Origin of the sequence: Enterococcus sp. ZQ21, assembly GCF_030053755.1 — a bacterium.
GTDB classification, from domain to species: Bacteria; Bacillota; Bacilli; order Lactobacillales; family Enterococcaceae; genus Enterococcus_B; species Enterococcus_B lactis.
The window spans coordinates 1,140,782-1,152,946 of record NZ_CP125658.1 but is presented as its reverse complement, the minus strand read 5'-3'; the positions used below and the strand labels follow the sequence as shown (position 1 = coordinate 1,152,946).

The 12,165-nt window shown below is 40.0% G+C and carries 7 protein-coding genes and 1 pseudogene; 1 reads left to right on the top strand and 7 read right to left on the bottom strand.

What is annotated here, in order from left to right:
* Positions 1-23: 23 nt before the first annotated feature.
* From QK255_RS05575 to nifJ, 3 genes are all read right to left on the bottom strand, one after another.
* Positions 24-1,196 carry a CdaR family protein gene (locus tag QK255_RS05575; protein ID WP_002292089.1) on the bottom strand — a complete coding sequence of 391 codons (1,173 nt, stop codon included), beginning with the start codon at positions 1,194-1,196 and terminating at the stop codon, positions 24-26.
* On the bottom strand, positions 1,193-2,080 hold the full coding sequence (gene cdaA, locus QK255_RS05570) for a diadenylate cyclase CdaA (protein WP_002287821.1): 888 nt from the start codon (positions 2,078-2,080) through the stop codon (positions 1,193-1,195). The genes QK255_RS05575 and cdaA overlap by 4 nt, the downstream gene beginning before the upstream one ends.
* A 188-nt stretch (positions 2,081-2,268) precedes the next feature.
* Positions 2,269-5,961, bottom strand: a complete 3,693-nt coding sequence (nifJ, locus tag QK255_RS05565) for a pyruvate:ferredoxin (flavodoxin) oxidoreductase (RefSeq protein WP_002292091.1) — start codon at positions 5,959-5,961, stop codon at positions 2,269-2,271.
* A gap of 190 nt (positions 5,962-6,151) precedes the next feature.
* Between nifJ and QK255_RS05560 the strand changes: the two genes are divergently transcribed.
* Positions 6,152-6,673, top strand: coding sequence for a DsbA family protein (locus QK255_RS05560; protein WP_002292093.1), 522 nt, complete (start codon positions 6,152-6,154; stop codon positions 6,671-6,673).
* Between the two features lie 118 nt (positions 6,674-6,791).
* Here the strand turns inward: QK255_RS05560 and QK255_RS05555 are convergent.
* The 4 genes and pseudogenes from QK255_RS05555 to rapZ all read right to left on the bottom strand — a co-directional run bounded on the left by QK255_RS05555 (position 6,792) and on the right by rapZ (position 12,041).
* Positions 6,792-9,022, bottom strand: a pseudogene (locus tag QK255_RS05555) (ATP-binding cassette domain-containing protein).
* Between the two features lie 170 nt (positions 9,023-9,192).
* Positions 9,193-10,128 carry a DNA-binding protein WhiA gene (gene whiA, locus QK255_RS05550; protein ID WP_002292098.1) on the bottom strand — a complete coding sequence of 312 codons (936 nt, stop codon included), beginning with the start codon at positions 10,126-10,128 and terminating at the stop codon, positions 9,193-9,195.
* 33 nt (positions 10,129-10,161) lie between these two features.
* A complete protein-coding gene (locus tag QK255_RS05545; RefSeq protein ID WP_002316327.1) occupies positions 10,162-11,160 on the bottom strand; it encodes a gluconeogenesis factor YvcK family protein in 999 nt (332 codons plus the stop codon).
* On the bottom strand, positions 11,157-12,041 hold the full coding sequence (gene rapZ / locus QK255_RS05540) for an RNase adapter RapZ (protein ID WP_002292102.1): 885 nt from the start codon (positions 12,039-12,041) through the stop codon (positions 11,157-11,159). Before rapZ ends, QK255_RS05545 begins: the two co-directional genes overlap by 4 nt.
* Between the last annotated feature and the right edge of the window lie 124 nt (positions 12,042-12,165).

The window sequence follows — 12,165 nt, the reverse complement described above, 5'->3', positions numbered from 1 at the left end:
AGTTGTAAAATTACTCCTTTAACTTAATTTTCCGAGGAATTTGTTCTGCTCATTTGTGTTGATTCGCTTGTTTGCGACGTTTCTTCTGTACTCGTGAATGAACTGCTTTTTGCAGATTCCGAACTAGAAGAGATGGACGTTGTTGTTGAAGGTACCGTTACTGAATCAGCAGATGTGGTGCTTGTACTTATATTTGTATCTTCTTGTGTCCGACTGCTCGTCGAAGCGGAGCTGCTGCTTGACGTTTGCATTACGGGTGTAATCTCCACACTGACTGATTTAGGTTTGATACTTAGTCCTTCTTCTACTGGTATTTCGATTTTACGAGTTGTTCGATGACTGATTCCTGAGACATTGATTGGTACAACGATACTGTCGCCGATTGACGCAAGCAAATCGCTAGATCCGCTTACTTCTGCTTCCAGGTCTGAAAAACTGAAATCATAGCTTTTAACCCCAGCAGCCGGTGTTCCTTGTTGCGTCCCATAAAGTCGTACCGTTTTGCTTGGTTTGATTGCATCAGCTTTCACAGTTACTTGCACTGGATCGGAAATGATACTTAATATTTCTCCTGCTGCGTTCAGCGCTTGTATCGGCACTTCACTATTGATTCCATCATCCGTGACCATCGAAGCATCTACATCAGCTACTACTCGTTTGATTTCGGCCAACGTTTTATCACCTGTAGTGATAGAGACTTTTTTAGGACTAACGGAAGTATCATCCAGCTCATATCCAGATGGTGTGATCGTTGAAGGAATCAATGTTTCCACATCGAAATCTTTTGTCACCTTTTTCTCAACCGTTACTGTAATAGTTGATGGTTCCATCTTTGCTGTGACAGCACTGCTCAAGTTCTGAATTTTCAGCGGAACTTCATGTGTTCCTTCGCCAAGCTTAGTGATATCTGCAGTGATGCGAAACATCCGTGTATCTTCGTTTGCTTCTGCATTCAACTGGACTCGGTTTGCACTGGAAAGTTTGACCGTCACTGTGTTTTCATATCCATGGATATAATAGCGTTGCGAATCATAAGAAATTTTGATTGGCACACCAGTGACTGTTTGATTATACGCTTCATTTCCAGAAAGCGTGTTTTGAACGGACTGTCCATTTGCATTGAAGTACAGTGCAATACTGAACAGCAATGCAATAAAACTGTAAAGAATGCTTGTCCGTTTCTCTTTTGAGATCATTTGCGATCCCCTCCCTTAGTCATACCGTCTAGGAAAGATTGAATCACGTTTTTCTTATTTTTTGTTTTCTCTTCAGCAATTAATTCTCTACGCAAGATTGCCAAATATTCTTGCTGGGATAAGCCAGCCATCAGTTCATTATCTAACGTGATGCTGACGTCCCCGGTTTCTTCAGAGACAACGATGGTGATCGCGTCGCTGACTTCGCTTATACCGACAGCTGCCCGGTGTCGAGTCCCGAATTCTTTAGGGATCAACATACTTTCTGATAGAGGAAGATAGGCACTTGCTACTGCGATCTTTCCTTCTTTTACAATAACTGCACCATCATGCAGCGGTGTATTAGGAATAAAGATATTGATCAGCAGCTCCCCAGTGATATCTGCATCTAAAGCAATCCCTGTCTCAATATACTCATCTAATCCAGTATGACGTTCGATAGTGATCAGCGCACCGATTTTTCGCTTGGACATATATTGGATGGCTTTGTCAAAAGACAAGATCATCTTCTCATCTTCCTGCTGTTCGCTTTTTGATTGTTTGAAAAGCGAACTGCGTCCAAGATGTTCCAGTCCTCTCCGGATTTCCGGCTGAAAAATCACGATAGCAGCTATCACCCCGTACGTGATGACTTGGTTCATCAGCCAAGACAAGGTGTGCAGACCAATGATTTCTGCTACGATTCGGATAACAATAAAAATAGCTACACCTTTCAGAAGCTGAATCGCTTTTGTGCCTCGCAGCAGTTGGATCAGTTTGTATACAAGATACCAGACAACCAGAATATCAAGTATGTTCACCAAAAAATTCAGAGAGAACAAGTCACCGGAAAACATTTGCTGCCAATAGTCCAAATTAAAAAGTTCCCCGATTTGAAATGACATAAAAAGCCTCTCTTCTCTTTTGAGATTTCCTCTCTAGTATATCATATGTTTTAATTTTAGAGGCTGATCTACTCGTTTTTTTCTTGAGAAAAATACATAATTTTCAAGAAAATTACAAGTATGCGTTTTATTTTTCTCTAGAATAAAAATTTTTAAACCTCAGAGAATTATTCATTACATTTTTTCTGTTATTTTTCACTTTTTTCTTCTGTAACGTGTTCCATTTTTTTACGTCGTTCTGCTCGAGCGGCTCTTCGGGCAGCTCTTCTTTCTTCCGCTTCAAGATCCGTCGTTTTTTCTTTTCTCGTCTTAACGACTACATCAATGGACTCTTCTGGTTCAAGTCTTTTCTTGATTTTTTCTAATTCTCCTGACAGTGCAGCATAGTTGTAAAAACGTTTTTTAGCATCTTGGACAGTCTTTTCAAATAAAGCTTTTGCAAGATTTGGATTTGCGTTCTCTAGTGAAGAAAAGCGAACTTGTTTCCTCATGAAATCAGGCATAGTAGAGAAATCAGGTTTTTTGTAGTCCAAAGTCATTGGTTTCTTGTTTTTTTCGACCATTGTAGGGTTATATCGATATAATGACCAGTAACCAGAAGAAACAGCTTCTTTTGCTTCTTTAAGCGATTCTTTCATTCCACCAAGCAAGCCATGTGTGATACAAGGTGTATAGGCAATAATCAAAGAAGGGCCAGAATACTTTTCTGCTTCTTCAAATGCTTTGATTGTCTGCATTTGATTGGCCCCTGAAGCGATTTGTGCTACATAGACATTCCCATATGTCATCGCCATCATCCCTAAGTCTTTCTTTGAAGCATATTTTCCACTAGCTGAAAATTTAGCGATTGCCGAAGCTGGTGTTGCTTTTGAGGTTTGACCGCCAGTATTGGAATAGACTTCGTTATCCAAAACAAGGATATTTACGTCTGCTCCGCTGGCAAGTACATGATCGATCCCGCCAAAACCAATGTCGTAAGCCCATCCGTCTCCGCCAATCATCCATTGGCTGTTTTTTACGAATAGATCTCTTCTCTTGTATATATCTTCCAGTTCAGGGACAATTGATCGTTCATTTTCGATCGCTGCTTGCAGTTTTGCTGCTCTTTGTTGCGTTCCTTCACTCTCAAAGAGATGTTCCAACCAGTCTTCCATCAATTCTCGCAGTTCTTCTGACACTTTTGGCAATACTTCTTTGATTGAATTTGCCAAAGCCTCACGACGAGTCTTTGCCGCCAGAAGCATACCATAACCAAATTCAGCATTATCTTCCAATAAAGAATTTGACCATGCAGGCCCTTGACCACATTTGTTTGTCGTATAAGGCGAAGCTGGAGAGGCACCGCCCCAAATAGAAGAACAGCCTGTCGCATTCGCAATCATCATTCGATCGCCGAACATTTGTGTCAATAATTTTACATAAGGTGTTTCGCCACAGCCTGAGCAAGCGCCTGAGAATTCAAGAAGTGGTTGGTTGAATTGTGTCGATAAAACCGTATTTTTCCCTTTCACTGGATTTTCTTTTTGTCTTAGCGTCATCGCAAAAGCCCAATTCATAGCTTGTTCTTTCTGTTCTTCATAAGGTTTCATCACTAAAGCTTTGCCTTTTGCGGGACAAGCCTCTACACACAGACCACAACCTGTACAGTCTTCCACTGAAACTTGGATACGGTATTTTACGCCGTCTACGCCTCTCATTTCTCTCACGATAAATCCTTCTGGCGCTTCTTCCATTTCCTCTTCATCTGCCAAAAATGGACGGATGGCAGCATGTGGACACACAAAGGCACATTCATTACACATCGTACAGCGATCACTAATCCACTCAGGTACTTCTAAAGCGACACCTCGCTTTTCAACAGAAGCCGTTCCTAAAGGCATTTCGCCAGTTGTCATTCCATTTGCTACAAGCGTACCAACAGAGAGATGATTCCCTTCCTGCGCATTTACTGGCTCAAGGATTTCTTGTACATACCCCTTGTTCCTTTTATTGATTTTTTCAGGCATCTCCAATGTTTTCCAATTTTCTGGAATCACAACTTCATGAAGCAGTTCGATTGTCCGATCGATTGCCTGTATATTTTTTTCTACGATAGCCATTGATTTATGCCCGTAGCTTTTTAGTGCTTCTTCTTTTAGCAACGGAATCACTTCATCAAATGGAATGATGTCAGCTAATTTAAAAAATGCTGTTTCCATTGCCGTATTGATCCGTCGTCCCAAGCCAACTTCTTGGGCCAATCTCATGGCATTGATCGTATAGAACCGAATGTTATTTTCAGCCAAGTAACGTTTTAATTTTATGGGCAGATGCGTTTCTAATTGTTCGTCACTCCAAAGAGTATTCAGTAAAAAGATTCCACCTGGCTTCAATCCTTTGACTAAGTCATAGCTATGCAGGTAAGCTGGTGTGTGACAAGCAACAAGGTCCGCATGCTCGACAAGATACGCTGAACGTATCGGCGTATCTCCAAAACGCAGATGAGAGACAGTTAGACCGCCAGATTTTTTCGAATCATAATAAAAATAGCCTTGAGCATATTTGTCTGTGTGATCCCCGATAATCTTGATGGCTGATTTATTTGCACCAACTGTTCCGTCAGATCCAAATCCCCAAAACTTTGCCTGGAATGTTTGCGGTTCTGTTAAATCTAGACTTTCTTTTGTTTCCAAAGATTGATAAGTCACATCATCCACGATCCCTATGGTGAACCGTTTTTTGCGTATACTTGGATCTTTTTGCAATTCATCAAAAACTGCCGAGATTTGATCGGGTGTCACATCTTTCGAACCTAATCCGTAGCGACCACCAATAATAGCCGGGCGAAATTCAGAATCATATAACGCACTTTGAACGTCTAATAAAAGGGGTTCTCCCCCTGCTCCTGGCTCTTTACTTCGATCAAGAACAGCGATTGCTTTTACTGTATGAGGTAACTTTTGCACAAATGTTTCCACTGGAAAAGGTCGATAAAGATGGATATTCAAAAAACCTGTTTTCCGTCCGTTTGCATTCAAATAATCAACTGTTTGCTCAATCGTCTGTGCAACTGATCCCATCGAAACAATGACCTCTTCTGCATCAGCTGCTCCGTAATAAGTCACCAAATCATAAGAAGTACCTCGTAATCGATTGATCTCTTTCATATATTTTTGTACGATTGCAGGTAACTTATCATAATACGTATTGATTGTTTCCCGTTGTTGAAAATGAATATCTGGATTCTGGTTCGTGCCACTAACTGTCGGATGATTGGGATTCATCCCACGTTTACGAAAAGAAGCTAACTTCTCCTGATTGACCAAAGGAGCTAATTCTTCATATTCCAAAACTTCGATTTTTTGAATTTCGTGACTCGTACGGAACCCATCAAAGAAATTCAAAAAAGGCAATTCGCCTTCAATGGAAGCAAGATGGGCAACAGGTGCCAAATCCATCACTTCTTGCACACTGCTTTCAGCTAGCATCGCAAACCCTGTTTGTCTTGCAGCCATCACGTCTCCATGATCTCCAAATATATTTAAAGCATTCGTCGTCACTGCCCGACTAGCAACGTGAAAAACACTTGGCAGTAGTTCCCCAGCAATTTTATACATATTCGGTATCATCAAAAGCAACCCTTGTGAGGCGGTATATGTAGTTGTCAGCGCACCAGTTTTCAGTGAACCGTGAACCACGCCAGCTGCTCCTGCTTCGGATTGCATTTCCACTACTTTTACTGGTTGACCAAATACATTTTCTTTTCCTGCTGCTGACCATTGATCGACTAATTCAGCCATGGTCGAACTGGGCGTTATCGGATATATTGCAGCAATCTCGGTAAAAGCATAAGAAATATACGCGGCTGCCGTATTGCCGTCCATTGTTTTCATTTTTCGCATGATTCATCATCCTTGTTCATATTCTCTCTTATTATCTGTTCCATTATAACGTAAAATATTCCATTTTTTCTTTTATTTAGAAAAATATTTCACATACGTCTATTTCAATCATTTTTTTAGAAAAACAATCTAAATCGTTGCCTTTTTTTGTCAGACATGTGTAAACTATAACCGAAAGAGGTGTTTTTACATGGATATATCAGTGATTGATGCAACAAAAACAACTACAGAAAAAGGTATTACTTATGGTTCATCAGATGCTCCTAAAAAAATGATCGAATTCATCAACTTAGCTTGCCCATATTGCCGACAATGGTTTGAAGAATCTCATGAGCTATTGGAAGAAGCCGTCCAAAGCGGTCAATTACAGAGAGTGATCAAATTATTCGATAAAGAAAAAGAAAGCTTGCAGCGAGGAAACGTGATGCACCGGTATATCACGATCAGCGATGGACAACAAGCAATCAAAGAGATCAAACAAATATTCGATACTCAAGACGAGTGGAAACATCTTTCGCTCCAAGGAGTAGCGGATTTTGCAGCAGATAAATTAGGGCTGGCAGAACAAAAAAACGAACAGCTGAGCCAAGCTATCATCAACGAAGCTGAGCAAGCACATATTCGATTTGTTCCAACCGTCATCTTGGGTAAAGAAATCTTTGATGAATCTATTTCAAAAGAAAAACTAAAAGAATTGATCCAAGCAAAATAAAACAACAAGGGGGCTGTGACAAAAGTCTTGTCACAGCCCTTTCCTAGTATGTTTTTTCCGAATAAACGGTGTTCCAGAAGTAGCTTCTGTCACAACCTCTCCACTAAACAGTATTCAATCAGATATAGTTTCCAGTGATCGTTTGTGCATTCTTTAATCCTCCTGGAATCCCTTCATAAAGGATACTTCCACCACCAGATCCACCTTCTGGTCCAAGATCAATGATCCAATCAGCACTTCGGATCACATCTAGATTGTGTTCAATAACAATGACCGTGTTCCCTTTATCCACTAAGTTATTGATAATTCGAATCACATTTTCGACATCTGACATATGCAGTCCTGTTGTCGGCTCATCTAGAATGTATATTTGTCCATTTGTTTTCAATTCATTAGCTAATTTCAGCCTTTGTGCTTCTCCGCCAGATAAGGTGTCCATCGGCTGTCCAAGAGTCAGATAACCAATACCAACTTCTTCTAGATTCTCAAGCTTTCGCTGGATCTCTTTCTCATCAAAAAATTCAAGTGCTTCTTCTATGGTCATATCCATGACTTCTACGATATTTTTTCCACGATAACGATAATCCAAAACAGCTGGATCATAACGTTTCCCATGGCAATTTGAACAAACTACCTCTGATTGTCCATAAAGGATAGATTAAGCTCGATTACACCCATTCCTTTGCATTCTGGACAAGCCCCTTTAGAATTGTAGCTGAAATATCCAGCATCAACTTGATTTTCTTTACCAAAAGCTTTCCGAATGTTATTCATGATCCCACTGAATGTGGCTGGATTTGACCGTTTGTTCGTATGGATTGGATTTTGATCAATAAGTAGGCTTTCTGGAAAGTCTTTTAAAAATACTTGATTGACCAATGTACTCTTGCCAGAACCAGCTACCCCAGAAACAACGGTAAAAACACCTTTAGGGATTTCTAAGCGAATATTTTTTAAATTATGCAAAGAGCTCTGGCGGCTAATAAAGGTTTCTGAAAATGTCCGTACTTCTTTTTTGATTGGTAATTGATGTCGCAAATAGTTTCCCGTTAACGTACCAGAATCCAGTAATCCATCATAATCCCCAGTATACATGATCTCACCGCCGTGACTTCCAGCATAAGGTCCTACATCCACGATATGATCGGCCACCTTGATGACATCAGGATCATGTTCGACTACCAGAACTGTATTCCCTTCATCTCGGATTTTTTTTAATAAATCATTAAGTAGATGGACATCTCTAGGATGCAATCCTGTACTTGGCTCATCAAAAATATACATCATATTAGTCAAACTGCTAGCTAATTGCTTCACCATTTTTACTCGCTGTGATTCCCCTCCAGATAAACTTGAAGTCTCGCGTGTCAATGTCATATAGCCTAATCCAATATCAATCAAATCTTGGATACGTTTTTTGATACTGGCAATCAACGGATGACGCTCTTTGTTATCTAACGTTTCTAGTATTTGTAATAGTGAAGATAATTCTTTTGCGGTCAAATCGTATATATTATAACCGTTTATTTTAGAGTTTAGGACTTCGTGTGAGAAACGTTTTCCTTGGCATTCTGGACAAGTGTCCATTTTGGTATACGTCTCCAGAACCTTTGCTGTTTTTTTCGTTGTTTCTTTTTCAGTATGGACATTGGTTCGCATGAATCGAGTGACAATCCCTTCATAAGTCACATTCATATCTCCCGCACTTGGTATATTGATTCTCTCTGCTTTTCCATACAATAATCGATCGTATTCTTCTGATGTGTATTCGGAGATTGGTTTGTTTGGGTCGAATAAACCAGTCTCTGCATACATTTTCCAATACCAAGTCCCTACCGTGAAATTGGGAAGCAAGATTGCTCCTTCATTTAGTGAGCGTGTCGCATCTACAGCGGCATCGATATTCAATGTTATCGTTTTTCCAATTCCTTGGCAGACAGGGCACATACCTTGAGGATCATTAAATGAATACGCGTTGGCATAACCTAATGGCGGTTCAGCAAAGCGTGAAAATAAAATTCGAAAAAGTGCCTGAATATCCGTTGCAGTACCTAAAGTGGATCGAGCATTTCCTCCCAGTTTCTTCTGATTGATCAAAACAGCCGTGGATAAATGCTTGATCTCATCAATATCAGGTCTGCTATATTTAGGCAAAAAATTACGTGCAAAACTATTACAAGTCTCATTCAGTTGTCTGCCCGCCTCCTGTGCAATCGTATCAAAAACAATAGAAGATTTGCCAGACCCTGATACGCCAGTAAAGATGGTAATTTTATTTTTTGGGATACGCAAATCAATGTTTTTCAAGTTGTTTTCTCGTGCATGAATCAATTCAATATACTCTGTCATCCTTGTTTCTCCTTTAAAATCGATTTTTAAACAAATCTATGGCGAACAACGGGCAGTAATAGGGATTTATAGTTTGACAGAAGAAGAAAAGAAAAGCAAGTGATATTTTGTTAAATAAAAAAAACTGATACATCCGCACCTCTGCTTCATGTATCAGTTTTTACATTGGATTACACTGCTTCTTCACGTAGTTTTTCCGCAAATTCATTGATTTTGCGTATACGGTGATTGATTCCCGATTTGGATATCGTACCTGAGGGAATCATTTCCCCTAACTCTTTCAAACTGACTTCTGGATGCTGAAGCCGGAGTTCAGCAATTTCCTGAAGTTTTTCAGGAAGGGCATGCAGACCGACCTTTGCTTCGATCAATTCGATGTTTTCAATTTGTTTAGAAGCCGCATCAATCGTCTTATTCAAATTTGCTGTCTCACAATTAACTAGGCGATTGACCGAATTTCTCATATCCCGTACGATCCGCACGTCTTCAAATCGAAGCATCGAATTAGTTGCACCAATCAGTGTCAAGAAATCAGCAATCTTTTCTGCGCCTTTTAAATAGGAAATATAGCCATTGCGTCGTTCAAGCGTTCGAGCATGCAGTCCGTAATAATTCAACATATCGCAAATGTCTTGGTTGTGCTGTTCATAAATGGAAAATATCTCTAAATGGTAACGGCTTGTTTCTGGATTATTGACTGAACCCGAGGCCATAAAAGCCCCACGTAAATACGAACGCATTTTTTGCGAATTCCCCATAATCTCGTCCGAAACGTGTCCATTGAACATCATACCATCCATAATATCAAGATCCATCAACACATCTTTTGTGCCTTGCTTCAAGCGGACGATATAGACATTGTTCTTTTTTAATTTCATTTTTTTACGAACGAGTAGCTCACTTCGTACCTGATAATGATCTTTCAAAAGAGAATAGATACGTCTGGCAATTGCAGCATTTTCTGTTTGGACGTTCAAAATAAACTGCTGGTTCACAATACCTAAAGAGCCGTTCATTCGCAACAAAGCAGCTAATTCTGCTTTCGCATGTTCTCGATGAACTTCCAAACCAGTTAGTTCTTTCTTCACATCTGCAGCAAATGACATCCTATTCTCCTCCTTTCTCCAACAATAAATTGCTTAATATTTTGAACCGAAAACTAATCGGAATAATTCTTCTACCACTTTGTCTCCATCATGGAAGACACCACCGTCTTTCAATTCTAAAAAGTCGGTAGAAATCACTCGACAGCCTTCATTTCTCAATCCATGGAAATCATGTGCGACTTGTACTAAGTACTCATCATAGATTTCCGGGTCCATATAATCTTCTGGTACTTTTTCCGTATTGACTAGTACCGTGTCGATAAAAGGCTGCTTCAAATGCTTGTGTAAGACACGTATATGATCGGCATCGGTGAAGTGTTCAGTTTCCCCTTTTTGGGTCATGATATTACAGATATACACGGTTTCAGCAGTTGTATTAATCATAGCTTCGCCAATTTCTGGTATCACTAAATTGGGAAGGATGCTAGTGAATAAACTGCCGGGACCCAAAACGACCATGTCGGCATCCATAATTGCTGAAACGACTTTTCGTGCCGCTTTAGCTTCACTTTTATCATTCGTGTTGCAAACATAGACATGATCGATCGTTTTGCGATCAATCGCGATTTTAGATTCTCCTACTGCAGTCGTTCCGTCTTTAAAGACGGCATGCAAGGTCAAAGGCGTTTCTGAAGAAGGATAGACGTGTCCATCTACATGCATCATTTTCGCTAATAATTGAATCGCTTCATATGTGCTTCCTCGCATTTCGGAAACTGCAGCAATAATCAGGTTACCGATCGTATGATTGGCTAAGAACTGATCTTCTTTTTTAAAACGATATTGGAAAATATCTTCATAGAATTGCGGCATATCTGATAACGCTACTAAGACATTTCTCAAGTCACCAGGAGGAGCCATAGCGATCGATTCTCTGATTGCGCCGCTGCTTCCACCATCATCCGCAACAGTTACTACCGCCGTGATATCTGCTCCCTGATTTCGTAAACTTTTTAGGATAACCGGCAGACCCGTGCCACCGCCGACCACTACGATCTTTGGTTTTCTTATCCGGTAGGTTTTCATTTTCACGACCGGTTCACCGTCTCTTTCCTTTTATCCTTGTCCCGATGTGTCACATTGACTTTATATGTTTTTCCTAAAGCATTTGCCAAACGTTCAGTCAACGCCACAGAACGGTGTTGGCCGCCTGTACAGCCGATTGCAACTGTCAAGCTGCTTTTTCCTTCTTTGATATATCCAGGCAATACGGTTTCCAGAAGATCCAAAAATTTATGATAGAAAGATTGTGTTTCATCAAAGGACATCACATAATCATAGACTGGTTGGTCTTTACCAGTTAGTGGTCTTAGTTCTGGAATATAATGAGGATTTGGCAAAAAACGTACATCCATCACGATATCAGAGTCAATCGGCAACCCATATTTAAAGCCAAATGATACAAATTCGATTCGAAATCCTTGGTCTCCCTTTGACTTGAAAGACTCGTTGATTTTTTCGCGTAATTGTCGTGGTGTCAATGTCGTGGTGTCAATGATCACGGAAGCTTGTGCTTTCAAGTCGTCTAATATTGCCCGCTCTTTACGGATTCCTTCAGTGATCAAACCGTCCATTGCCATCGGATGCGCTCGTCTTGTTTCTTTGTAACGAGCAACTAGTTCTTCGTCCGAAGCATCTAAAAACAAGATAGAAGTGTCGATGAAGTTCGTATTTTCGATTTCAATCAGCATGTTTTGAATTTCTTCAAAGAAGGAACGAGAACGTAAATCTACTCCTAAAGCCATTTTTGTGACTTTACCTGATTCTTTGATTAATTCCCAGAATTTTGGAATCAATCGAGGTGGCATATTATCGATACAAAAATAGCCCATATCCTCAAAACTTTGGATAGCTACTGTTTTTCCTGCACCGCTCATACCTGTTATGATGACTAATTGCAAATTATCTGTCATATTTACGAACCCCTCTCACATTGTACATAATAAAATTATATCATTCCGGGCGTATCATTACCAGCTTTCTTTCTCTTTTACAAAAAGATTTGGACCAAATATCTTTTAGGATATTTGCCCCAAA

What these genes read in the sequence shown, in the direction of transcription:
- nifJ (WP_002292091.1), bottom strand. Translation starts at nt 5,961, where the DNA reads ATGCGAAAAATGAAAACAATGGACGGCAATACGGCAGCCGCGTATATT.
- rapZ (WP_002292102.1), bottom strand. Translation starts at nt 12,041, where the DNA reads ATGACAGATAATTTGCAATTAGTCATCATAACAGGTATGAGCGGTGCA.
- whiA (WP_002292098.1), bottom strand. Translation starts at nt 10,128, where the DNA reads ATGTCATTTGCTGCAGATGTGAAGAAAGAACTAACTGGTTTGGAAGTT.
- QK255_RS05560 (WP_002292093.1), top strand. Translation starts at nt 6,152, where the DNA reads ATGGATATATCAGTGATTGATGCAACAAAAACAACTACAGAAAAAGGT.
- QK255_RS05575 (WP_002292089.1), bottom strand. Translation starts at nt 1,196, where the DNA reads ATGATCTCAAAAGAGAAACGGACAAGCATTCTTTACAGTTTTATTGCA.
- cdaA (WP_002287821.1), bottom strand. Translation starts at nt 2,080, where the DNA reads ATGTCATTTCAAATCGGGGAACTTTTTAATTTGGACTATTGGCAGCAA.